Raw genomic sequence first — 23,660 nt, forward strand, 5'->3', positions numbered from 1 at the left:
ATGCCTTCCACAACTCGCAGAGCACTCCTCGCGACAGTCGCGACCGGCACGGTCGGTGCCGTCGCCGGCTGTCAGTCACTCACCGACGACCGGGCGTCGCTCGGACGGCCCAGCGTCACCGGCCTCTCGACGGCGACGCTGTGGGTCGGCGACGACGTGTCGCTCCCGCCGTCGACGACCGTCGAGACGGTTTCCGATCCGACCGACGCCGACCTCGCCGTGTACCCCGCCGTCGACGGGAGTGTCGACGCCGCGATCGAGACCCTCGCCGCCGACGTGCCGGTCGCCGTCGCCGGCGACGACGCACTGGGAACACTGCTGGCGATCTGTGACGGTGCCGACCGCCCTTACGGGTTCGCCAGCAACGGGTGGAACTCCCGGACCGACGTTGCCGGCGTGGTGCCGTCGTCTGGCGCGCTCGATACACACGTCTTCGTCACGGCCGACTATCCCGACGACCTCCCGTGGGCGCTCGGCGAACTCCGCCAGCCGCCGAGCTACGAGCGTACGGTGCCGATCGAACACGTCCCGCTCCCAGAGAACGTCCGAAGACTGGGAACCGCACGCGTCCGGGGGTACAACGGCGGCGGCGAGTTCGACCGTCGCGATCGGGTCCTCGTTCGCCCGGACAGCGATCCGACGCCAGTGTTCGTCGACATCGAGGCGACCATCGTCGCGGGGCGTCGCGGCGGGCCGAGTGGTCCGTACCGTACCGACCGCGTCGAGACGGTCGCCCACTTCGATCAGCGGTTCACTGACGTGGGTCCCAGCGGCCAGACGACCGACGCGCTCCGCGTTCAGAACGTGAGCGACGCCACGGAGAACACCGCCAACACCGTGTTCACTCCCCGGAACAGCGAGACAAGATCGTCGTTTACCGCCTGCCAGCGCGCTCGAGTGGTCCTCGACGATCTCTCGGAACCGTTCCGCTACACCGGTAACGTCCGCTTTCGTTGGATCGATCCCCAACTGCTGGAGGACGACGCGTTCGTCCATCACACGCCCGGATCGGCGGTGTGGTACCCTCGTTGAAACCGAACGCTCGCCGCGTGCTCGTTCGACCGCACGGCAGTGTGGGGTCGATCCGGTAGCAGTCTACGACGTTCCCTGTGGTCAGAGAGGGCCGACGTTTCACGAACCGGACCCTTCATTGGCCAGCGGTTGCTGAACGCGGTATGGACGACTGGCTCATCGACGACGAGCGGCTCTCGCTGGAACGGAAATCGATCCTCCCGGGGGAGGGGTTCTTCCTCCCGGACTCGATCGAAGAGGAAGAGCAGGAACGCGAGGCCGCCGAGCGGATGGCGTCCTCGGAGGTCGTCGTCATCGCCGACCCGGACGCCGACGGGCTGGCCTGCGTCGCGCTCGTTCGCGAGGCGCTGGGCGAGGGATCGCTGGTCCCGGCCGGGCCCCACGAACTCGACGAAGCACTGTCCTGGGCCGCCGAGTACGTCGAGGCCGACGCCACGCTGGTGATCTGTGATCTCTGTCCCGACAGCGAGAGCGATATCGCCGCCCTCGGCGACCTGACCGCTCGTGTCGACGACGTTCGCTGGTACGACCACCACCAGTGGGACGACGACCTCGGCGCGGCGGTCGACGACAGCGGCGTCGACCGCACCGTCGGCGACTCCGACGAGGTCTGTACCGCCGACGTGGCCCTCGCACAGCTGGAGTACGACTTCGACGACCGCTTCGCCGAACTGGCCGCCGTCACGCGAGACCACGACCTCTGGATCCGCGACGACGAGCGCAGCGACGACCTCGCGGACCTCTCCTACTGGCTCGAACCCGAGGAGTACATCGAGGTCGTCCTCGAACACGGCCCGGACCTCTCGCCGGAGTGGCACGACTACCTCGCCGAGAAGCGCGTCGAGAAGGAGGCACTCATCGAGAAGGCCGTCGAGCGCGCCCAGCTGCGCGACGTGGGCGAGTGGACGGTCGGCGTCACCTACGGCCGCTGCTCTCAGAACGAGGTCGCCGAGAAACTGCGAGAACAGGGAGCCGACGCCGCCGTCATCGTCAAGCCCGCCGGCTCCGCCTCGATCCGCGGCACCGAGACCTTCGAACGCTGCCACGAGGTCGCCGCCCAGGTCAACGGCGGCGGCCACCCCCGTGCCGCGGGGTGCAAGCCCGACGTGTACGAGGACATGCTCGACTACGCCCACCACTGGAGTACGCGGGGAGCGGTGGCGAAACAGGCCATCGTCGACGCGTTCAAGCGGCTGCCCGAGGAGCCTGAGGCGGCGGAGTAGCATACCGCGAGCGACGCGAGCGGTTTCTCCGGACCGAGCAAAGCGAGGGCCGGCTTTTTCACCCATGTTTTTGCGCGAGTGGTCGCGAGCGGAGCGAGCGAACCCGAAGCGGAAAAAGATGGATGCCCACCACTGGAGTACGCGGGGCGCGGTGGCGAAGCAGGCCATCGTCGACGCGTTCAAGCGGCTGCCCGAAGAGCCTGAAGCGGCTGAGGAGTAGCATACCGCGAGCGACGCCGACAACGGTTAGTTTGAAGCGACCGGCGAACGGACCGACGATAGCATGTCACCTGCCCTCCTCGCGTGGCTTCCAGACCGTCGGGCTGTCACCGATTCGCTCACGAGAGCGATTTTCGTCGGTGGAACGCTGTACGTCGTCGAGGGGTCGCCGTCGTACGCCGCCACCGCCGGGCTCGCCTTTTTCGCTTTGCAGTTGCTGGCCGACGCCGCCGAGAACGTCGTCGGCGACTACGCCGACAACGTAGTTCTCGGGACGCTTATTCTGGCAGCGACTGGCTACGTGGCCGTGCTGGGCTCACCGTGGGGCATTCTCGTCGGCGGCGTCGTCGCTGGTGGGTGGTTCCTCGCAGACGGCGTCCAGCACCTCCGGCACGGTGTCACGCGAGCGGCGGTCGGAACGCCGTACACACACGAGGGCAGTGCCCTCACCGGACTCCCGAAGGCGCTCGCGGCGCGGCTCGCGGAGCCGATATTGCTCGAAACGCGCGACCAGCAGTAGGGCGGCGCTACTCGTCGACGACCCACTTCTCGGAGTACTTCTCGCCGCAGGGACAGACCGCGTAGGCGTGAATCACGTCCCCCTCCTCGTAGATGCCGCCGACCTCCTCGTTCTGCTCTTCGGCGAAGGCGAAGACGAACTTGGCGGTGTGGTTCTGGTCGGGCTCTTCGTCCTCGTTCGGGCAGACGCCGCCGGTCAGGTCGTCGGCGATCTCGCCGTCGGTGGCCATCGCCTCGCGGGCCAGCCCCATCGGGTCGATCCCCGTCGCCGACTGGAAGGCACTCCGACCCTGATCGCCGTCGATGACCAGCACCATCCCGTCTTCGACCTGTTCGGCGTACTCCGTGAGGGCGTCGGCGTTGCCGACCGCGTCCTCGTGGAGGAAGAAGGCCACGTCCTCGACGCGCTCGCCCGCCAGAAACTCGGTTCGCTTGCTCATACACGGTGTGTGACCGCTTGCGGGGAAAAGCCTCGCGGCTCGCGTCCGGAAACGACAGCACCTATTGTGTCACCGCTGGCACCACCGTGTATGGAACTCGGACTGGTCTTTGGCTTCCTCGGCCTCGTCGTCGCGTCGTACATCGGAACGACGCTGGCCCTGCGGGGGTACTTCGACGCGGTGTCGTTCGAAGCGGTCCAGCGGCGAGAGGCGCGGGAGCGTCGCGAGAGCGAGTCGGGAACGGACGGCTCGTCGGCCGAGGACTGATTCGGAGGGCAGCCACAGTAGGAGCTGAAGTGATACTACCGGCTGTACATCTGTGACCGATTTCGCCACCCCGGGGTGGCGAAGCTCTTCACGAAGTTACAGCCGGCAGTATGAGCATCCGGGCGACCGAGCGGTCCGAAGGACCCGGCAGGTCGCCGGCAGACTCGCTTCGCTCGACTCCCGAGCTCTGCACTCGCTTTGCTCGCGTGTCGCTTCGCTCCCGCTCGCATCGTGGTTCTCACTTCGTTCCGAACCACGCCCCGCTCGTGCAGAACGCCCGGTTCGCCGTCAGAGCAAGCTCTGACGAGCAGTGCGTTCGCGGTGCTCACGCACAACGCCGCAAGCGCGGCCGAAGGCCGCGACTTGCGGTTTTTTCGCCCACGTTTTTGCGCGAGCGGTGCGCGAAGCGCACCCGAAGCGGAAAAAGGTGGTTAGATCCCGATAAACTGCGTCACCAGCCACTTGGTGGCGATCGAGGTGACGCTGCCGATCCAGGCGAGCAGGACGAAGTGCATGTAGGTGTTGCCCTTGTGGCCGCCGTCGACCGTCCGGACCATCAGCGCCGACAGCATCGCGCCGAACATGATGATGATGATCAGCAGGAACTCGATCAGCGGGATGTTGTAGACGCCGGTGTTGATGAGCGTGCTGGCGTCGAACCCGGCGTTCGAGGAGAGGTTCAGCGACATCGACGAGAGGATGTTGACGACCTGCAGGCCGATGAAGAAGGCGAACGTCGAGGCCGCGGTGATACCGTACAGCAGACCGATCAGCGTCGTGGCGGCCTGGTTGCGCTGGGTGCGCAGCGCCTGGATCTCGTTCATGTTGGCCGCGATGAGTTCGCCAAGCAGTTTCGGCGAGCCACCCATCTCGCGGCCGATGAGGTACATCTCCGAGAACGTCTGAATCAGGTAGGACCGACAGTCGGCGGTGAAGTAGCGCCAGGCCTCGGCGGGCTCGATGCGCATGTTGAGCCGCTTGTAGAGGTCGTCGACGTTGGGCGACAGCGCGCCGAAGTCCTTCTCGCGGAGCGTCCGCAGGACCATCGACGTGGTCGACTGCTTCGCGCCTTCGGTCGCGCCGAGCGCGCGGATGAAACTCGGGAACTGATCGTCGCGACCCTTGACCTGCTGTTCTTCCTGTCGGATGACGATGCCGGGGATGAGGAGCGGGGTGATCGGGACGACGGCGTACATCGAGAGGGGAACGCTGTCCAGGAAAAAGAGGAGGTCGCCCATCGTGATCGGAGAGACGCCGAACATCCCGCCCAGCGAGATGAAGACGAGGACGGCGGTGAGAGCGACCCCGACGTAGGTCGACTTCTCGATGCGGTTCTCGACTTCGGAGGGGTACTCCTCGGGGTGGAACCACACGGGGTCGTACGGGGCCATCGAGCGGATCGCGAGGTAGAACCCCGACTGGACGAAGATGTACATGACGATGACGGCGCTGACGGTCATGGTCGGGTCGGTCCCGGTCAACACCGGCAGGACGACGGCGAACACGAGCGCGAACGTCATCGAGAGGACCATCGACAGGTAGAGGTCCTTCATGACTTCGAGGTTGTCCAGCGTTCCCTCGTACACCGTCGTGTAGTTCTGGATGATCTGCTCCTGTTCGCTGAGGAGGTAGTCCTCCAGCGACTGGCCGGCACCGAGCGTGTACGCGAGTCGGTCGAGGAAGTCAGAGACCGCCGCCGAGGGGACTTCCTTGGCACGTCGTCGGCAGGCGTCGTCGAGGCTCTGGTTCCAGGTGTCGACCAGTTCGACGATCCGGTGCATCTCGTTTGCGAGTTCGCCGTACTCCTCTTCCTGAGCCAGCGTCCGAAACACCTCCATGCGGTCGATCTTCGTCGTCGCCAGCACCGTCATGTGCGTGACCAGCAGGTGAAAACGGTTGTTGAGCTGGCTGCGACGCTGTGAGATCAGGATCTTGGGGTAGAAGATCGCCGCGGTCATCGCCAGGAACCCCAGCATCGGGATCGGGGCCCGAATCATCATCGGCAGATCGAGCAACAGCGCGGCGACGGCGCTCAGCAGGAAGAAGGCGATCGCCGGCAGCAAGATCAAAAGGAGGTACCGCTGCAGCGGGATGTGCATCTGCCGGTACGCGTCCAGCAGGTCGTCGAAGATCTCGGACAGCGTCAGGTTCAGGGAGTTCTCCGCTTCGTTGGATGCCATCAGTCGGGGCGTGCGATCGTGAAGGGAAGTCCTTCCACGCCGTCACGCTGGAAGTCCTCGATCAGTTGGTTCACTTCGTGGTAGCCGACGATGTTCTCCTGGATCGCCCGGCGGATGATGTTGGCCCGGAACTCCAGTTCGTCGTAGATCTCGCGGGTGTCCTCGTAGCCAAGCAGCGTCGCGATCTGCTCTTCGAGGACGTAGGAGTTGTTCATCGCCTGGAAGGTGATCTCGTCTTCGACGGGGTCCCAGTTGAACGCCTGTCGGGTGACGACGCCGTCCATCTCCTTCGAGTAGCCCTCGATCTCCTGGACCGAGGTGACGCGGCGAAGCACCTGGTCGCCCTGCTTGACGCGGTTCTGGAACAGTGCGATGTCTGCCACGTCCATGAACGTCTCCGGGACGTTGATGGGTTCGCCGGTAAAGCGCTGGATCATCGAGACGATGTCGCTGGCGTGGAACGTCAGCATGACGGGGTGGCCGGTCTGTGCGGCCTGGAACGCCATCCGACCCTCCTCGCCACGGACCTCGCCCACGATGATGTAGTCGGGGCGGGAACGCAGCGCGGCCGCCACGAGGTCGAACATGTCGACGCTGGTACCCTCGTCTTCGCCCTCACGCGTGAGCAGTTTCTGCCAGGTGTCGTGGGGCGGCAGCACCTCGGCGGTGTCCTCCGCGGTGTAGATCTTCGAGTCGCGGGGAATGAACGACATGATGGAGTTCAGCGTCGTCGTCTTCCCCGACGCCGTCTCCCCGACGACGAAGACCGTCTGCTCGTTTTCCAGCGCGAGCCAGAGGTACGCCGACAGCTCCGGGCTGAGCGTGTTCCACTTGGTAATCTGGAAGATCGACAGCGGCGTCTCGGTCCCCTGGCGGATCGTGAGCGAGGGCCCCTTCGCGCTCACGTCGTCGGAGTAGATCAGGTTCAGACGCGACCCGTCCGGCAGCGTCGAGTCGACGATCGGGTCGGAGTCAGAGACCGGATCGCCCATCCGCTCGCCCATGTTTCGCAGCCACTGGTCGAAGGCCGCCTCGGACTCCCACTCGACGGTGGTTTCGAGCATGCCGTAGACCTCGTGGTCGACGTGACACTCCTGGCGGCCGATGACGTGGATGTCCTCGTTTGCCGGGTCACGCATCACCGGTTCGAGCGGTCCGAGGCCGACGATGTCGCGGTTGAGCCGGTAGAGGATGTTCTCGTACGTGCTCTCGGTCACCTCGACCTGTCCGACGCTGCCGAGGTTGGCGATGCGAGTCAGGACACCGTCGTTGCCGTCCTCGTCGCGGATCTTGGTCGACTCCTGGAGCAGTTCCTCGATCCGGTCGTCGTACTCGTTTTCGTTCTGTGGCGCGGGCTTGTTGACGGACTTCTGGAGGAGCTTGTTCCGAACTTTGCTGAAGACGACCGACTCGTCTTCGTCGAGTTCCGGTTCGATGGCGTAGTACTTCATGTCCTGTCCGATGTCGCCGTAGACGTGACAGAAGATCGGGCCACCGACGGGGTAGAGGACGTTTGGCCGGTTCGACTCGTAGTCGTCGTCGGCCTCCTCGATGAACTCGGGGAACTCGCCAGTAATCTGCTTGAACTTCTTCAAGTGGTCCCGCAGGTGTGGTCGTCGTGCCGCTACTTGTCGAAGTTCGTCGGATGGTTTGGGTCGTCCGTGGTCTGTCATTAGGCAACACTCCTGGATTCGATGACGATGCCGGTCCCCGACCGCACCGAGAACCCGATAGTGTCACCGACCTGTTCGCCCATCCCGGCGAAGCGTTTGACGCTGACCTGCCGGCGCACGTCGTTGCCGACCTCGACCATCTCCAGTTCGATGAACACGTCGGCGATCGCGCGGAAGGGGCCGATCGCTTCTTCGGCCAGCGTCGAGGGGTCGACGGTCAGCATGATGCACTTGCCCCGAGAGATCACGTCCCGGAAGAAGGAGATGATCTCCAGGGCGGCCTGTCGCTCCTCGTTCTGGCGGACCAGTGCCTCGAACTTCGGGTCGTTACGCAGGATGGCGTCGAACGTGTCGATGATGATTACGTCCGACTCCCACATCACCTCGGCTTCCATCAGCCGACGGAGCAGTTCCTTGCGGTCTTGCTCCTCCTCGTTGCCCGAGAAGGTGTTCCCGTCGCCGATGTCCGCGTGCAAGAACAGCAGGTTCTCGTCGAGGATGTGATCGACCACGTCGTACGACAGCGAGTGCATCTGGTCGAGGAAGCTCCCGACTGTCAGCTCCGTCGACAGCATCGTCACGTCGTTGTCCTCCTCACAGAGGCCGTAGCTGAACCGCTGGCTCATGGCCGACTTCCCCGCCCCGTAGTCGCCCTCGACGAGGATGATACTGCCCGGGGGGATTCCCCCGCCCAGCTCCTTGTTCAGTCGGTCGTGATCGTCCAGTCCCAGCGAGTACAGATCGTTACGTGCGATACTCATGTTCGGAATTCGAACACCTCCTCGTCACCGTTGACGACGATCTTCACCCGGTGGTCGCCGGGATCGAGCGGTTCCGAGATGTCCACGCGGACCACGTCACCAGCGCCCCAGACCTCGGCTCCGCCCACCAGTGTCACCTCCGCGTCCGTCTGGTAGGCACCGTCGACGAAGATGTCGAGCCGGTCGGCTCTAGCCGGCAACTGTAACGTGCCGGTGTTCTTGACGTGGAGCGTGATGTTCTCGTTGCCGTCGGCGTTGTAGATCGCGTCGCTACCGCTGTCGGAGATGATCTCGATGTCGCTGCGAACGTCGGAGCTCACGTCGACGCCTTGTTCGCTGATAGCGTCGCTGAGCTGGCCGACGCTGTCGGTGAACACCCCGACGACGCTGGCGGCGACCATCATGCTCGCGATGAAGATGATCAGGTGGGACGCAGAGACGCCTGCCATCTCAGGCCACCTCCGTCGTCGTCGCCGTGTCGGCGACGCCGGTTCCGGAGACGACCTTGACGCGCCCCGGATCGTCGTTGATCTCCGTCACGGTGATCGTCAGCTGCTCCTGTGAGAGCCACAGATCGGTGTCACGGTCGCCGTCGACCGACGTGTTGTACCCCGACTGGTAGCTGTTGTTGGCCAGCAAGTCGACGTCGCTGACCGCCAGCGACTCCGCGCCGGTGTTGTTGACCGTGACCGTCAGCGTCCGACTGGTGGTGTTCCAGGTCGCGCTGGTCACGTCGATGGCCGTGTTCTGCTGGGCCAGGGTCCGGTCGGTCCGGTCCTCCTGGGCCTCGGAGACGCGCTCGAAGCCGTTGGTCGTCGCCGTGTGGAACATGCCGAAGGCGATGAACATCCCGGCGAAGACGATCGCCGCCGAGCCACTAACGCTGAAGCCCATCGGAACCACCTCCGCGAACCAGCTTCGACAGGGCCACTGCATCGGCCCCGCTGTCCTCGTCGAGCTGACTGATGTAGTGGAGACTCCGCGTGTGGTGGTCGATCGTCAGCCCGCCCTGACCGCCGGACTCGTCGAAGCCACGGAGGACCTCGTGGAGGTCGTCGGCGACGGCCTCGTCGATCCAGTCGATCCGCTCGTAGTAGTCGATGGCGCGTGCGGCTTCCCGGTAGCTCGCCTGTTCGAGGAGGTATTCGAGCCACTCGACGACGATCAGGTCGCTGGCGAAGCCGCCAGGAAGCTCCGAGAGGTACGGCTTGCCGCCGTCTTCTGCCGACGCGTTCGTCGTCTGTTGCGTCGTCGGCTCCGGTTCCGATTCGGGCTCCGGCTCTGGCTCGGGTTCCGGTTCCGCCGTCGTCGTCGGCTCTGGCTCTGGTTCGGGTTCCGGCTCGGGTTCCGGTTCCGCCGTCGTGGCCGGCTCTGGCTCCGGTTCTGTCTCCGGCTCCGGTTCGGTCGCGTCCGCCTCGGCCGCGAGCTCCTCGTCGTCGTCCTCGATGACGTCGTCGAACAGGTCGTCGTCCGCGAGACCGTCGAGGTCGTCGTCCTCCTCCTCCTCGACGCCCGAGGAGAGTTCGTCGTCTTCGAGGGCCATCTCGTCGTCACCGTCCTCGTCGAGAGCCATGTCGCCGCCGGGACTGTCCTCTTCTGCCCACTCGGCGTCGCCGGAGTCGTACTCGTCTTTGAGCTCCTGAAATGATTTGCCGCCCTCCCCGTCGCCACCGTCGTCCATGTCCATGCTCATGTCGTCGTCCTCCTCGTCGAAGTCGCCGAGGTCGTCGCCCCCATCGTCGAAGTCGTCGAAGTCGTCGTCGAAACTGCCGCCGTCGTCCTCGAAACCGCCGTCGTCACTACCGTCGTCTGAAAACACGTCGTCGACGCTGTCACCGCCGCCGCCGAGGTCGTCGCCGTCGTCCTCGACCAGATCCTCGTCGAAGAATCCCTCGGCGTCCGCGTTGGCGATGTCCTCGTCGATGTCCTCTTCTGCTTCCTCGTCGCCGTCGTCGAAGAGGCCGAAACCGCCGCCTCCGCCGCCCATGCCGCCACCACCGCCCATACCGGCGTCGATGTCGTCCGCGAAGGGGTTGACGCCACGGGTGACCATCTCGTAGATGTCCAGCAGCTTGCGGACGTTCTCTTCGACTTCCTCGACGGACTCGCTGATCTGCTCGTTTTCCGTCCGGACCGTGTTGACCGTCGACGACAGCGACCCGACCTCGTTTTCGAGTTCGTCGAGCCGGTGTTCGAGTTCGTCGGTGTCCTGGCCCGCATCGTCCATGTCGCCGAACTCGTCGCCACCGAACCCGTCCATGTCGTCGCCGCCACCCATGCCGCCGAGGTCCCCGAACTCGTCGTCACCGCCGTCGTCGGCCATGAGCCCCCCGCCGTCGGCGAGTTCGTCGCCGTCGTCACCACCCGCGTCGTCCGACTCCTCGTCGTCCGAGAGAATGGAGTCGAACATGTTCTTGATGCTCATCCCGACGAGCCCGCCAGTGAGGAGAACGACGAGAGCGGGCGCGAAGATCGATCCCTCCGGGATCGCCACCTGAAGCGTCGGGAAGAGCGCAATGCTACTCATCGTACCTAAAACTGGATGTTCATACCCTTCAATATTCCGTCTACCCTATCATATCTGATAACAGACCTGTTGGTTACTGGAATGAGAAGTGAAATAAACGGTGGAGTAGCTGGTGAGATCGTCAGCAAGATCCTTCCGGCACGCAATCGTGGGAAGGATCGTCAGACGAACGGTATCGACCGCGCCCCCGTCCGTCGCGTGTCTGGCATGCGTCAGACGCAGTGGCCGACGGTACCTCGCGCGGGCTACAGCGTCGCGGTGCCCTGACTCGCACTCTTGACGATCAGGTCGCCAGTCGCAGCTTTGAGACGAAGCGAGCGGCCGTAATCGCCGCCGACGTCCTCGCCGAGGATCGGGATGTCGTTGGCCGCGAGCGTCTCGCGGACGGTGGCGGCGTTGCGAGAGCCGATGCTGGAGCCGTTCTCCGAGAAGTCGAGCATGTCGCTCCCGCCCGCGATCTTCGCCTCCATGGAGTGACGCTGCGCGCCGGCCTGTTCCATCTCTTCGAGTAACACCTCGACGCCGGTGTCGGCGAACTTCGCACGAGCGCCCTCGCCCTCGTCGTGTCGTGGCAACATCACGTGAACGAGACCCGCGGTGTTCGAGTCCGGGTCGTACAGTGCGACCCCGATACAGGATCCCAGCCCGCTGGTGGTCAACACCGCCTCGTCCGTCGTCACCGCGTACTCGGCGATCCCGACCTTCTTGCGCTCGGGCTGCCCGACCGACTCCTGTTCCGTCTGGCTCCCGTCGTACACTTTCATTGTCAGAATATCTGTTCTACGTCGGCGTCAGTCTGGTCGGCCCTGTCCACTTCGAGTTCCTCGAGGGCCTGACGGAGCTCTTTCTCGTCGGGGAGGGCGTGGATCTCGCTGCTGAACTCGATCTCGTCGGTCCGCATCTCCGATTCGATGATGAACGAGTGTTCCTGGTGCTGGCCGACCTGTGCCGCGAGCGGATCGACGATCGCCTGCCCGATGTCGTGGACGAGCTGTGGCGGAGTGTGATCGACCGACGTCTGGAGGACGTTCGCCCAGCCGTCGACGAAGCCACTGGTCATGATGTTGCCCAGCTCCTCGATCGCGGCCTTGTGTTGGTCGGTGAGCCCCTCGCCGTCCGGTTCGGTCGGCATCAGCGCTTCGGCGACGTTCTGGGCCGAGACCTCGTCGAACAACACCAGGAGGTAGCCACTGGGGACGCCAGTGAACTCCACGACCGTGCCGACGTAGGTGTCGTCGCCGACCTGTTTGGGCACGTCTTCGATGGGTGCGAAGCTGATCTGAGTCACTTCCGCCTCCGTCGGGATGCCGGTCATCATCTCGACGTTCTCGGCCGCCTGTTCGGTCCCACTGGTCGTCATCTCGTTGAACACGCTCAGCTTGTCGATCGGGATGGCGTCGCCGCCCGGCTCTGCGTGGTCGGTCATCAGCTCCGCGAGCGTGTCGTACTCGGGGAGCATGTAGATGTAGAAGTTGAGCGACTCGCCGACCCACTCGATCTGGGACTTGAAGACGAACACCTGCGGCTGGTCGGCCACCGTCGGCGCTGGCGGGAGTACGTCGGCGCCGGTCGCCTCGATGTACTCGGGCGGACTGTGCTCGATGGTGGTTCCGAGATAGTCGGCCCACCCGTCGATGAAGCCGCTCATCATGATGTTGCCGATCTCCTCGACGCTGCTCTGTGCCATCTCGCCGTCCGCACCGCCGGGCACCAGCGCTTCCGTGATCGGACCGACCGAGTCCGACTCGAAGACCAGCACGGTGTCGCCGTCGAGTGCGCCCTCGAAGTCGAACTGCACACCGACGAAGTCCTGACCGGCGAGTTCCTCGCCGACGTCGTCCCGGTTCAACAGCGTGATCTTCGTCACGTCGACGACCGCGTCGATGCCGGTCATCTGGGCCAGCGACTGGGTCGCCTGTTCGGCCCCCTCGTGTGCGAGCTGGTTGAACGTACCGAGCGACTGAATGTCGACTTTCATCTTACGAGGGGACGACGTCCTCGATGGCCTCCATCACGCTGGGTTTCTGGAACGGCTTGGTGATGTATCCGTCAGCACCGGCCTTGACGGCCTCTTTCATCTTCTCTTCCTGGCCGACGCTCGTACACATGATGACGTTGGCGTCGGGGTTGGACGTCTTGATCTCGTCGGTCGCCTCGATCCCGTCCCGGATCGGCATCACGATGTCCATCATCACCAGATCCGGTGTCTGTTCTTTGTACACCTCGACAGCCTCGACGCCGTTTTCGACCTCCCCCACGATGTTGTGATCCTCTTCGAGGATCTCGCGCAGGAGGTTGCGCATAAACTCCGAGTCGTCGGCAATCAGTACGTCTGGCATACCTATCACTGCAACTGTACCGTGAATAGCTAAATAAACCCTTGCACGGAATTATCGGGCTTGATATTCGCTCGACGGCAGCCAGGTTCCGGACGCTCGAGGGGGCGATCACAGAATCGGCACAAGACGGGCGATCAGCTCGACGGCGTCGAACGCGAACGGGCCGTACGCGAAGTATTCCACCGACGCCAGTGAGAGGTAGACGGTCGTCGCGCCACCGGCCAGCGCCATCCCGACGGCGACGGATCGGGGCGAGACGCGAGCGGGAGCGAGGGTCCGACCGACGACGAGGACGGCCGCGACAGCCGCGATACAGAGCCCGAGCAGCGCGTGGAACTGGATCGCTTCCCCGAGTGCCGGATCGAGGACGCCGAGAACGACCGCGACCAGAACCGACCCGGCCAGGACCGTGCCGGCGTAGACACCAGCGGTCGTCCGGGGCGCCCCGGTGATCGCCTCCCGAACCGCAGGGAGACGGAAGGGACAGTACGACGCCAGTGCGATCACCGGCAACAGGTATCGGACGGTGAGCTGGCTGAACAGCGGAAGTCGGGGGAGATAGACGAGCGTGAGGACGACGGCGTAGCTCGCGACGAGCAGATCCGTCTGGCGTCGCGGTCCCAGCCGAGCGGCGGCGACGCCGTGACGCCGGAGGCGGACGACGGCGACCGCCGGGAGCGCGAGGAGCGTCCCCACGATCGGCGTCGACTCGACGACCGAGAGATCGATCGGCTCGTAGTCGTTGACCCCAGACAGGGACGCCGAGTGGCCGCGCCGGACGAAGATCTCCCAGAGCCGTTCGTGTTCGCCCGCGGCTGCGACGCCGTCTGAAACCGCCGAGACGGCGTAGGTGCCGATGAATGCGAGTTGCGTCAGGACCGTCTCGGCGAGCGTCACGAGCACGAAAAGCGGCGACAGGAGTCCGAGGAGTTCGTCGAGGAGTGTCCGCTGTGTCCCGTCGCCACCAGTCGAGTCGGCGTCCACGCCGTCACCAGTCGGGTCAGCGCCCACGTCGCCACCGGCCGTTCCCGAACCCGTGTCCCCGCCACTGGACTCGGGTCCACCGGTCGGTGCGAGTTCGACGCTCTCGGGCCCGACGCCCGGGAGAAGTCGCGGCGGTCGGAGCGGATTCCCGTTGATGAGCACGTTCGTGACGGCCATCGGGAGCACGGAGAGCGCGAAGATACCCCCGGCGACGGCGAGACGGCGGCGGCTCTTCCGGGGTTCGGTGAAGAAGTCGACGGCGAACAGCGCGGCGGTGAGGAAGAACCCCTCGAAGGCGTGGACCCACGCGACCAGCCCGAGCGCACCGTACGCGAGGCCGTGTGCCACGTAGCTCGCTCGGCCGTCCAGTTGCCGGCTCCGCGCGAACGCGAACACGGAGCCGAAGACGAGCGCCGTGACCAGCACGTGGCGCTTCGGAATCGTCGCCCAGAAACCGACCGGCGTCGCGAGCGCGAGGGCGACCCCCGCGGCGACGGCCACCCGCCGGTCGTGGAACGCACGGACGAGCCGGTAGCACGACACCGCAACCAGTCCAGCGGCCGCGAGCGTACTGAGCTGGAGCGCGACCAGCGGCAGCTGAGATCGGTCGAGCGCGGTCGCGAACACGACCGCAACGGCGAACCAGGCGCTCGCGACGACGACGGCGACGAGACGGAGCCACCGTCGATCGAAGTGGGCGGCCAGCCGTCGCCCGAGGCCGACGACGCCGAGCGCCCACCCACCGGCGAGCACGAGCCGGGGCGGCGCGACGGCGCTGGCCCCCTCAAGGAGCCAGAGGAAGGGCAGCGCGGCCACGACCTGCCCGTAGTTGCGGGCGTAGAACCGACCCCCGTACTCGTGGAGGCCGGGCTGGGTGCCAAGGGTCAGCGAGTACTGGAAGTCCGTCGGTGTCATCGCGAGGCGGCCGTCCCCAAGATTCGCGACGGCGTTGGCGATGGGGTACGTGTCCGTGATGAAGAAGCCGACCCGCCAGGACAGCGCCAGCACCAACACGACAGCGAGCCACAGCGTCACGCCGACGCCGTCACCGAAGACGAACCGGCCGGCACGATTCCCATACTGTGAGAGCCTCTCCGACCAGACCGAACGGAACTGGGCCTCGACGCCGCTCGGACGATCACCGTTCATGGACGAACCTCGACGGTTTCGTCGGTCTCGAACACCGTCTGGTCGTACTCGAAGCTCTGGACGCGAACGGTGATCGTGGCCCGGTACCGCTGTTCGGTGACGCTGTCGGGATCGAGGCCACGATCACGCATCCCGAGACGAACGGTCCCGGACTGTCCGCCGGAGAGCAGTTTGGTCGTGGTGCGATCGACGCCGAGTTCGGGCACCGACACCCGGTAGACGAGCCGTGGCCGCCCCTCGATGTCGGAGACTGCGACGGTCGCATCGGGGATCCGAAGATAGTCGACGCCCGTGCCGAACCGGCCGCCCTCGACGAGCAGCCCGCTCGTGTCGAGCCGTTCGACCGTGGCGTTGGCCCGCCCGTCGCCGACGGTCGTCGGATTCCGTGCGGTCGCGTCGACGACCCCGAACGGACCGGTCAGAAGGAGCGTGACCGCGACGACGGCGACGGCGAGCCGTTCGAGACGGGCCACGGAGAGCATACTACCAGAGCTACTGCCACGACCGACATTAAATGATTCGCACCACCTACAGCTGGACGCCGTCCTCGCCTTCGACGGCCGCCAGCAGCTCTGCGATAGAGTCGTCCGGGGAACAGCCGCTCGTCTTGACGAGCTCTCGCAGACTCTCTGGGGGGTAGCGGACGGGAACGTTCGACTCGCTCAGGAGAATACCGAGCACCTCCTCGACCGGCGTCGAGCCGTCGACCTGACGGGCGTACCACAGCATGAGGCTCTCGAAGACGGTGATGATGTCGTTCGAGACCATCCGCTGTTGGCTCACGGTGCCGTCGAACTTGGCCGTCACGTCGAAGCCGTAGCGGGAGTTCCCCTCGTCCATGTTCTCCGCGAGCCACTCGTGGACGGTCGCGTCGTCCAGCGTCGGCTCGGGCTCTGGCGTCGGCTCGGGTTCGGGCGTCGGGTCCGGTGTGGAACGAGATGGCGTCGTCGAATCGGTCCGAACGTCGGGCGAGACGACGTACCTGCCCTCGTCGATCTGCTCGACGTGGTCGTCGTCGGAGATGTCGAGCTCTTCGGGCGAGAGGATCTTCCCGTCTTCCGGATTGGGCTCGTCGGGCCCCTCAGACATGTGTAACAGTGTGACACACTCAAATATAAGTCCGTCGCCCCGCAGCGGCGCTGGCCAGTGAGGTGAAAAACAGAGAAGTGTCGGCGTCAGTTAGAGGCTGACCGCAGATTTCCCGGAGAGGGATTCGGGCACGACCAGCGTCGCCGTCGTCTCGCCGCCGGCCTGCGTGTTCAGCTTGATCGTCGCGGTCGACCCTTCGTCGAGGTCGGCCTGCACGAGGTCAGCGTCGTCGAGGTTCCCGTCTTGATTGTTCGTCGAGTCGGTCTGGAACTTCATCGTCGCGCGGTCGGCCGGGTCGTTCAGGACGTTACTGTTGCCGATCGAGCTGTCGTCGTCCTGGAACGTCGAGGTGACGAACGCCGCGTCACCGGACGTGCCGCCGCCTTCGGTCAGTGCTTGCTTACTCACCACGTCGAAGGTCCCGTCGGAGGAGACCCACTGTGCCGTCGTCGTCGTCAAGTCCACGTTGTCTGCACCGGGTGCCTTCTTGACGGTCAGTTCCACCGTCGTCACCTCGTCACCGTTGTCGTCGACGATGTCACTCCCGACGGCGTTGACCACTTGTAGTCGGTTCGTGACCTGCGCACTGGACTGTTCACCGCTCTCTTCTGCACTGGACTGCAGGAACCCGGCGGTGTTGATCAGCACACCGGCGGCGATCGCCGCGACCAGGACCATCGCGATGAACACGATCAGCGTCCCGATCCCGACCTGCCCGCGGTCGTTCTCGTCGTCGTCGAATAGTTCGATCATGGTTGTGTCGTGTCCCGAGTGCGAACACTCCGGACGCTACCAGAATGTGGTCACTACCCGGTAATAAGGCTAGGCCGCCAATTATCAACGAATGAATCGGCGATGTCGACGAGAGTCTCGGTTCTTGAAACTGAAAATCGGGATGCAAAGTCGAAGAACAGTCGATACGGACGGCACGATCGCCGGCATCTCTTCGAGAGAATTGACCACGGCCCGAGCGAAGACATCTTCCGACAGGGAACGTCGCGGCTCGATGCCACCGGGTGATCGCGAGCGTGTCGCTATCGGCTCTGGCAAAAACAGAGAAGTGTCGGCGTCAGTTAGAGGCTGACCGCAGATTTCCCGGAGAGGGATTCGGGCACGACCAGCGTCGCCGTCGTCTCGCCGCCGGCCTGCGTGTTCAGCTTGATCGACGCGGTCGACCCCTCGTAGAGGCTCGCACCAACGAGGTTGCCGGACAGATCAGAGTCGGGCGACGGGTTCGAGTCGGTCTGGAACTTCATCGTCGCGCGGTCGGCCGGGTCGTTCAGGACGTTACTGTTGGAAATCGAGTTGTCGTCGTCCTGGAACGTCGAGGTGACGAACGCCGCGTCACCGGACGTGCCGCCGCCTTCGGTCGTGGCGGTGTAACTGACGATGTCGAAGGTCCCGTCGGAGGAGACCCACTGTGCCGTCGTCGTCGTCAGGTCCACGTTGTCTGCACCGGGTGCCTTCTTGACGGTCAGCTCCACCGTCGTCACCTCGGAGCCTGCCTCGTCAGAGGTGATGTCGTTCCCCACTGCGTTGACCACTTGCAGTCGGTTCGTGACCTGCGCACTGGACTGTTCACCGCTCTCTTCGGCACTGGACTGCAGGAACCCGGCGGTGTTGATCAGCACACCGGCGGCGATCGCCGCGACCAGGACCATCGCGATGAACACGATCAGCGTCCCGATCCCGACCTGCCCGCGGTCGTTCTCGTCGTCGTCGAATAGTTCGATCATGGTTGTGTCGTGTCCCGAGTGCGAACACTCCGGACGCTACCAGAACGTGGTCACTACCCGGTAATAAGGCTAGGCCGCCAATTATCACAGTTGAAACGGATATCTCCAGACGAAACAGCCGGTTTCACGAGTGAGAAATTTGGAAAGGAACCGGATAGAACCGGCGTTTTCCGGATCGGTCCGGAAATCGAGCCGCGAGCCACGACAAAGCGGTCAGCTATCGTAGGCGACGAGACTGTACATCACGAACAGGAACCCAAACGTCGTCAATCCGCTGTTGACCAGCAGGAGCGACCGGACGCCCTCGAAGTCGTTGACGAACGCGCTGATCATCGTCGCGGCCGCACCGGCGACCGCCAGCGCGAACCCCAGCGAGAGGTGCAACATCGCGTCACGGGACGTCTGGACGTACGCACGCATAGCCATCCCGACCATCGTGAGTCCGGCGACGACGAAGACGAGCGTAGAGATAGCGTACAGGAGTTCTATCATCGGCACTAACGTACGCTATTCCGTTCCCGCTAATAAATCCACCCTCGAAAATATTGTTGCTGATAATCGAATGCGATCGTGATAACGGACCGGTCGCGCGTGCGTGACTATCCTTCCGAGAGGGTCCGCCAGGCCTCGTCGAGTTTGTTGGTCACTTCCGACCGGTCCTCGACGTGGACGGAGAGTTCGTCGTCGAAATCGACGGTGACCTCGTCGACAGAACGGCGATAGACCTTGATGCGGCGGCGGTCGTCAGAGAGAATGTTGTCGTGCAGTTCGAGCAGGTCGTGTTCGGTCAGCTCGTCGATCCGGCGGTAGCACGTCGCGATCGGGATTCCCAGCTCGTCGCTGAGTTCCTGGGCGGACGCGGGCTCGTCCGTGGCATCCAAGATCTCTGCGCTGTATTTGTTCCCCAGCGTTTGCAGAATATCCACTGAAGCCATCGGTTATCAAATAATATATTCTGTCGATTATAAAGCTATCGCCCGTGATACTGGCCGATATCGATCTGATTTCGCCGAGGCCCCGATCGCCGAGGAGCGCGAAAAACCGTCGCCATACTGCGTTTTTGTCGATAATAATAACGGCTGGTCAGATCGGCGAGTCCTCTTCGCTCATCATCGAGAACGCGCTGGCGTTTTCGTGGACCTTGATACCACCCCACGAGATCTCCATGGGGTAGATGTCCGTCTCGATGTCCTGTTTGCGCATCTTCGCGACCCAGACGTATCGGTTGACGCCGGTGTCGGTCGGCGTCTGGATCAGGTAGATGTTGCCGTCGGTGAGATAGTTCTCCAGGCCGATGTCCGTGTCCGGGAACACCGCACCCTGTTCGTTGGTCAGGAGGCTGGTCAGGTTGTTGTTGTTGAGGATGTCGGTGAACTTCAGCAGGTACGTGCGCTTTTCTTTCTCGTCTTCGAAGAACAGCTCGAACATCGTCAGCGAGTCGAGCACCAGCCGGTCGTACTTGTCGTCTTCGAGGTCGTCGAGGAGCAGTTCCAGAGAGGAAGAGAAGTCGTTCTCTCGAAGCAAGACCTGCTTGTCGTACACTTTGATGTCGCCGTTCTCGACGAATTCGGGCCACTTGTCGAAGCCGATCGACTCCGCGGCCTCTCTGAGGTCGGACTCGTTTTCTTCGAACGAGAGGTAGATCCCTTTCTCGTCGAACTGCTCGACGCCGTTGTAGATGTACTGGAGGCCGAGAATCGACTTCCCGGCACCGGGGTTCCCACTCACCAGCGTCGTCGAGTTCGTGACGATGCCACCGTTCAAGATTGCGTCGAGGCCGTCGATACCTGTCTTTGTGAGTTCGATCATTGTTGCTGTATCCGGAGATAGCGGTGCGGAATTGAGTTGAAATCTCGGGGCTGAGTAAAAAAGTCTTGCTCCCTAATTCGAGTGGACGACCCGGGGATCGACCCAGATGACGAAGTCGTCCTCGCGCTTGACGACGCCGCGGATCGACCCGTCGCTGTCGGCGGCCGGCGAGTCGTCGACCTGCTCGTCGGAGATCTGGACTACCTGGTCGACTTCGTCGACGAGCCAGCCGGCGGCGCTCTGGTCTTCGATGATCTCCGGATCGAAGACGATGATCCGCTGTTCGGCACCGCTATCGCCGATCCCGAACACCGACTTGGGGTTCACGATCGACGTGGTCCGCCCGCGCAAGTCCATCACCCCTTCGACGTGGCGGGGCGCGTTCGGGACTGTCGTCAGGTCGCCCACGTCGACGATCTCCGTGACGTAGTCGATGCTGACGCAGTACGTCTCTTCGCCCAGTTCGAATTCGAGTACCTGACCTTCTGTTGTTGACATACCTGACGACTCCCGGTTACGAGTACCGAGCCGATACGCCGACTTAAGCCTGCCCTCTGTGCTATCAAAGTTGATTACGTGGGCGGAGTCTTTATTTTGGTGCCACGCCCGCCTTTCAGGTAGCAATGGATCTGGCTCGACTGCGAACTATCGTCGACCTGCGCGGGCACGGGTGACCGATGGCCGGTAGTACACCCCGCGCCGTCGTCGCAGACGACTCTCACTTCATGCGTAGTGTCATCTCCGACATCCTGAACGAGGGTGGTGTCGACGTCGTCGCGGAGGCCAAAAACGGTCGCGAGGCGGTCGCGCTCGTCGACGAACACCGGCCGGACGTCGTGACCATGGACGTGGAAATGCCCGAGATGGACGGCATCAGTGCCGTCGAGCAGATCATGGAACAGTGCCCGACGCCGGTCCTGATGCTGTCGGCTCACACTGACGAGAACGCGGACGTGACCTTCGAGGCACTCGACGTGGGTGCGGTCGACTTCTTCACCAAACCCGGCGGAGAGGTCTCGATGGAGATGTCGCGGCTGAAAGATCAGCTCCTCGAGATGGTCCTGTCCGTGGCCGATGTGGACGTGTCGGGCACGTCGGGACGGACACCGACAGCGTCGCCGGATCGGTCGCCGACCAGTACGCCGGAGGCGGTCGCGGACGACTACGATGCGGACCCGACGCTGATCATCGGCTCCTCGACTGGCGGACCGAAGATGGTCGAGTCCGTCCTCTCGGAGTTGCCCCTGGCGGCGGACTTCCGGGTGCTGGTCGTCCAGCACATGCCCGGCGGTTTCACCGGACGGTTCGCGAAGCGAATCGACGCCCGGAGCGACTACGACGTACGGGAAGCCAAAGACGGTGACCGCATCGCGGGCGGCGAGGCGTTGATCGCGGCCGGCGATTACCACCTGCGGGTCAAGAACTACCGGAACGGCCGGCTGCGAGTCAAACTGTCTGACGACCCGCCGGTCAACAGCGTCCGACCGGCCGTCGACGTGACCATGGAGACGGCCGCGGACGTGATCGACGACCCGCTGGTGGGAGTGATCCTCACCGGAATGGGCAACGACGGTGCAGCGGGTATCGAGCGGATCAAAGCGGCCGGCGGGCGGACCATCGCACAGGACGAGGCCACGTCGGCGGTCTACGGAATGCCACAGCGAGCGGCCGAGACGGGCTGTGTCGACAGCATCCTGCCGATCGAGGAGATCCCGGCAGGTATCGTCGAGACGATCAAACGAGAGGTGACATAACATGAACGATCAGTACCTCGATGCGTTTATTCGAGAGAGCGAAGAGGCGATCACGGAACTGAACAACTCCCTGCTGGATCTGGAGTCGGATCCGGAGGACACGGAAGCGATGGAGTCCATCTTCCGGACGGCACACACGCTGAAGGGGAACTTCGGCGCGATGGGGTTCGACGACGCGTCGTCGCTGGCCCACGCTATCGAGGACCTCCTGGACGAGATGCGGGACGGCAACATGCCCGTCACGCCGGACGTGATGGACCTGATCTTCGCGGGCGTGGACAAGATAGAGGCCATCGTCAGCGAGATCGAAGAACACGGCGAGTCCCAGACCGACGTAGACGAGATCGTCGACGACCTCCGAACGGTCCTCGAAGAGGGCGTCGACGCCGCCGAGAGCCCGGCCGACGACACGGACGGTTCGGACGAGACTGTGGACGACCAGACCGACACGGACTCGTCCGGAGACGAGGACGTTCCCGTCGAGACGAACGTCAGTCCCGACACGGCCGACGACAACGTCATCGCCGCGGAGATCGACATCGGCGACTCCGACATGCTGGGTGTCGACGCGATGCTGGCGATCGAGGCCGTCGAGGACTACTTCGAGGTGCTCGATGCCGCTCCGCAGCGCGAAGCCGTCGAAGACGGGGAGTTCAGCGATACGTTCACGCTCTACCTCGACGCCGAAGACGCCGGGACCGTCGACAACACGCTCTCCGGAATCGGCAAGATCGAGAGCGCGGAGACGGCGGACGTGACCGACGCGCTCAGCGAGAAAAGCGGGAGCACCAGCGACGAGACCGAACACAAGGTCGACGAGATCAAGTCCGTCCGCGTCGACGTCGACCAGCTCGACGACCTCCACGGACTCGTCGAGCAGCTGGTGACCAGCCGAATCAAGCTCCGCCGTGCCGTCGAGCAGGACGACCTCGACGGGGCCGGCGAGAACCTCAACGAGCTGGACAAGATCACGGCGAACCTCCAGAACACCGTGATGGACATGCGTCTGATCCCGCTGAAGAAGGTCGTCGGGAAGTTCCCGCGGCTGGTTCGGGACCTCTCGCGGGATCTGGGCAAGGAGGTCGACTTCGAGATCGAGGGCGAAGACATCGAACTCGACCGGACGATCCTCACGGAGATCTCCGACCCGCTGATGCACATCCTGCGCAACTCCGTCGACCACGGGATCGAGCCCCCGGAGGTCCGCGAGGAGAAGGGCAAGCCACGCACGGGCTCGGTCGAACTCAGGGCCTCCCGCGAACGTGACCACGTCATCATCCAGGTCGAGGACGACGGGGCCGGTCTCGACGTCGAGGCGATCAGAGACAAGGCCATCGAGAAGGGCGTCCGTTCGCCCGAAGAGCTAGAGGCGATGGACGACTCCTCGATCTACGACCTGGTCTTTCACCCCGGCTTCTCGACGGCCGACCAGGTCACCGACACGAGCGGCCGCGGCGTCGGCATGGACGTGGTCCACGACACCGTCACACAGCTGGACGGCTCGGTCAACGTCGAGTCGACGCCGGGCGAGGGGACGACGGTGTCGCTTCGCCTGCCGGTGACGATGGCGATCGTCAAGGTGCTGTTCGTCGAGGTCGGCGACGAGGAGTACGGGATCCCGCTGAAGAACGTCGACGAGATCACCCGGGCCGACGACCGCAAGCAGGTCAACGGCAAGGACGTGATCAAGCACAACGACGAGATCTACCCGATCATTCAGCTGGGCGAGACGTTCGACGTACCCGGTGAGACCGCCAACGGCGACGGGATGCTCGTCCGCGTCCGGGAGTCCGAGCGCCAGGTCGCGTTGCACTGTGACTCGGTCAACAGCCAGGAGGAAGTCGTCGTCAAACCGCTGGAGGGGATCCTCAGCGGAACGCCCGGCCTGTCGGGGACCGCAGTGCTCGGCGACGGAAACATCGTCCACATCCTCGACGTGGTGACGCTATGACGAGGGCA

General features: G+C 64.1%; 25 protein-coding genes. 6 read left to right on the plus strand and 19 right to left on the minus strand.

The genetic code is table 11. From position 1 onward, the window contains the following. The 3 genes from AC5FRZ_RS14090 (at window position 1) to AC5FRZ_RS14100 (ending at window position 2,994) form a co-directional block, all read left to right on the plus strand. A complete protein-coding gene (locus tag AC5FRZ_RS14090; protein ID WP_493564908.1) occupies window positions 1-1,032 on the plus strand; it encodes a hypothetical protein in 1,032 nt (343 codons plus the stop codon). Window positions 1,033-1,175: 143 nt separating this feature from the next. Next, window positions 1,176-2,255 carry a DHH family phosphoesterase gene (locus AC5FRZ_RS14095; protein WP_493564909.1) on the plus strand — a complete coding sequence of 360 codons (1,080 nt, stop codon included), beginning with the start codon at window positions 1,176-1,178 and terminating at the stop codon, window positions 2,253-2,255. A gap of 283 nt (window positions 2,256-2,538) precedes the next feature. Further along, entirely contained in the window at window positions 2,539-2,994 is a 456-nt protein-coding gene (locus AC5FRZ_RS14100) for a hypothetical protein (RefSeq protein WP_493564910.1), read from the plus strand. A gap of 7 nt (window positions 2,995-3,001) precedes the next feature. Here AC5FRZ_RS14100 and AC5FRZ_RS14105 read toward each other — a convergent pair whose 3' ends face one another. Then, window positions 3,002-3,433 (minus strand): DUF5807 family protein, encoded by a 432-nt coding sequence (locus AC5FRZ_RS14105; RefSeq protein WP_372480250.1) that lies wholly within the window; start codon window positions 3,431-3,433, stop codon window positions 3,002-3,004. Window positions 3,434-3,523: 90 nt separating this feature from the next. On the opposite strand from AC5FRZ_RS14105, the gene AC5FRZ_RS14110 reads away from it, so the two are divergent. Then, complete coding sequence (locus tag AC5FRZ_RS14110) at window positions 3,524-3,700, plus strand: hypothetical protein (RefSeq protein ID WP_170092536.1); 177 nt, start codon at window positions 3,524-3,526, stop codon at window positions 3,698-3,700. Window positions 3,701-4,131: 431 nt separating this feature from the next. On the opposite strand, the gene arlJ is transcribed toward AC5FRZ_RS14110, so the two are convergent. The 18 genes from arlJ to AC5FRZ_RS14200 all read right to left on the minus strand — a co-directional run bounded on the left by arlJ (window position 4,132) and on the right by AC5FRZ_RS14200 (window position 20,445). Beyond that, window positions 4,132-5,880, minus strand: a complete 1,749-nt coding sequence (gene arlJ / locus AC5FRZ_RS14115) for an archaellar assembly protein ArlJ/FlaJ (protein ID WP_170092537.1) — start codon at window positions 5,878-5,880, stop codon at window positions 4,132-4,134. Then, window positions 5,880-7,553, minus strand: coding sequence for an archaellum flagellar ATPase motor FlaI (gene flaI / locus AC5FRZ_RS14120; protein WP_170092538.1), 1,674 nt, complete (start codon window positions 7,551-7,553; stop codon window positions 5,880-5,882). The genes arlJ and flaI overlap by 1 nt, the downstream gene beginning before the upstream one ends. After that, window positions 7,553-8,314, minus strand: coding sequence for an archaellum protein ArlH (gene arlH / locus AC5FRZ_RS14125; protein WP_153554388.1), 762 nt, complete (start codon window positions 8,312-8,314; stop codon window positions 7,553-7,555). The genes flaI and arlH overlap by 1 nt, the downstream gene beginning before the upstream one ends. Continuing rightward, window positions 8,311-8,763, minus strand: coding sequence for an archaellum stator protein ArlG (arlG, locus tag AC5FRZ_RS14130; RefSeq protein WP_153554389.1), 453 nt, complete (start codon window positions 8,761-8,763; stop codon window positions 8,311-8,313). Before arlG ends, arlH begins: the two co-directional genes overlap by 4 nt. Window position 8,764: 1 nt before the next feature. Further along, window positions 8,765-9,208 carry an archaellum stator protein ArlF gene (gene arlF, locus AC5FRZ_RS14135; RefSeq protein WP_170092540.1) on the minus strand — a complete coding sequence of 148 codons (444 nt, stop codon included), beginning with the start codon at window positions 9,206-9,208 and terminating at the stop codon, window positions 8,765-8,767. Beyond that, window positions 9,192-10,841: a FlaD/FlaE family flagellar protein gene (locus AC5FRZ_RS14140; protein WP_493564911.1), complete on the minus strand. Its 1,650-nt coding sequence runs from the start codon at window positions 10,839-10,841 to the stop codon at window positions 9,192-9,194. Before AC5FRZ_RS14140 ends, arlF begins: the two co-directional genes overlap by 17 nt. 245 nt (window positions 10,842-11,086) lie before the next feature. Next, on the minus strand, window positions 11,087-11,605 hold the full coding sequence (locus AC5FRZ_RS14145; RefSeq protein WP_170092542.1) for a chemotaxis protein CheD: 519 nt from the start codon (window positions 11,603-11,605) through the stop codon (window positions 11,087-11,089). Window positions 11,606-11,607: 2 nt separating this feature from the next. Next, window positions 11,608-12,819 carry a chemotaxis protein CheC gene (locus tag AC5FRZ_RS14150; protein ID WP_208627153.1) on the minus strand — a complete coding sequence of 404 codons (1,212 nt, stop codon included), beginning with the start codon at window positions 12,817-12,819 and terminating at the stop codon, window positions 11,608-11,610. A gap of 1 nt (window position 12,820) precedes the next feature. Next, window positions 12,821-13,180 carry a chemotaxis protein CheY gene (cheY, locus tag AC5FRZ_RS14155; RefSeq protein WP_012807767.1) on the minus strand — a complete coding sequence of 120 codons (360 nt, stop codon included), beginning with the start codon at window positions 13,178-13,180 and terminating at the stop codon, window positions 12,821-12,823. A gap of 108 nt (window positions 13,181-13,288) precedes the next feature. After that, on the minus strand, window positions 13,289-15,313 hold the full coding sequence (locus tag AC5FRZ_RS14160; protein ID WP_493564912.1) for a hypothetical protein: 2,025 nt from the start codon (window positions 15,311-15,313) through the stop codon (window positions 13,289-13,291). Continuing rightward, window positions 15,310-15,795 carry a hypothetical protein gene (locus AC5FRZ_RS14165; RefSeq protein ID WP_493564913.1) on the minus strand — a complete coding sequence of 162 codons (486 nt, stop codon included), beginning with the start codon at window positions 15,793-15,795 and terminating at the stop codon, window positions 15,310-15,312. Before AC5FRZ_RS14165 ends, AC5FRZ_RS14160 begins: the two co-directional genes overlap by 4 nt. A 46-nt stretch (window positions 15,796-15,841) precedes the next feature. Beyond that, window positions 15,842-16,402 carry a DUF7500 family protein gene (locus AC5FRZ_RS14170; RefSeq protein WP_170092546.1) on the minus strand — a complete coding sequence of 187 codons (561 nt, stop codon included), beginning with the start codon at window positions 16,400-16,402 and terminating at the stop codon, window positions 15,842-15,844. A gap of 90 nt (window positions 16,403-16,492) precedes the next feature. Continuing rightward, a complete protein-coding gene (locus tag AC5FRZ_RS14175; protein ID WP_493564914.1) occupies window positions 16,493-17,155 on the minus strand; it encodes a flagellin in 663 nt (220 codons plus the stop codon). A 320-nt stretch (window positions 17,156-17,475) separates the two neighbouring features. Then, window positions 17,476-18,138 carry a flagellin gene (locus AC5FRZ_RS14180; protein WP_208627157.1) on the minus strand — a complete coding sequence of 221 codons (663 nt, stop codon included), beginning with the start codon at window positions 18,136-18,138 and terminating at the stop codon, window positions 17,476-17,478. Window positions 18,139-18,351: 213 nt separating this feature from the next. Beyond that, complete coding sequence (locus AC5FRZ_RS14185; protein ID WP_012807774.1) at window positions 18,352-18,630, minus strand: DUF7521 family protein; 279 nt, start codon at window positions 18,628-18,630, stop codon at window positions 18,352-18,354. 107 nt (window positions 18,631-18,737) lie between these two features. Beyond that, window positions 18,738-19,073 carry an ArsR/SmtB family transcription factor gene (locus tag AC5FRZ_RS14190; protein ID WP_153554399.1) on the minus strand — a complete coding sequence of 112 codons (336 nt, stop codon included), beginning with the start codon at window positions 19,071-19,073 and terminating at the stop codon, window positions 18,738-18,740. Between the two features lie 148 nt (window positions 19,074-19,221). After that, complete coding sequence (locus tag AC5FRZ_RS14195; RefSeq protein ID WP_493564915.1) at window positions 19,222-19,947, minus strand: RAD55 family ATPase; 726 nt, start codon at window positions 19,945-19,947, stop codon at window positions 19,222-19,224. A 72-nt stretch (window positions 19,948-20,019) separates the two neighbouring features. Next, the gene (locus AC5FRZ_RS14200) at window positions 20,020-20,445 is read right to left on the minus strand and encodes a chemotaxis protein CheW (RefSeq protein WP_170092549.1); all 426 of its coding nucleotides are present in this window, start codon (window positions 20,443-20,445) and stop codon (window positions 20,020-20,022) included. Window positions 20,446-20,624: 179 nt separating this feature from the next. Here AC5FRZ_RS14200 and AC5FRZ_RS14205 point away from each other — a divergent pair, with 179 nt between their 5' ends. Both AC5FRZ_RS14205 and cheA read left to right on the plus strand, forming a co-directional pair. After that, entirely contained in the window at window positions 20,625-21,701 is a 1,077-nt protein-coding gene (locus AC5FRZ_RS14205; RefSeq protein ID WP_170092550.1) for a protein-glutamate methylesterase/protein-glutamine glutaminase, read from the plus strand. A 1-nt stretch (window position 21,702) separates the two neighbouring features. Then, complete coding sequence (gene cheA / locus AC5FRZ_RS14210; protein ID WP_493564916.1) at window positions 21,703-23,652, plus strand: chemotaxis protein CheA; 1,950 nt, start codon at window positions 21,703-21,705, stop codon at window positions 23,650-23,652. Window positions 23,653-23,660 lie beyond the last annotated feature (8 nt).

The organism is Halomicrobium sp. HArcht1-1 (assembly GCF_058933285.1).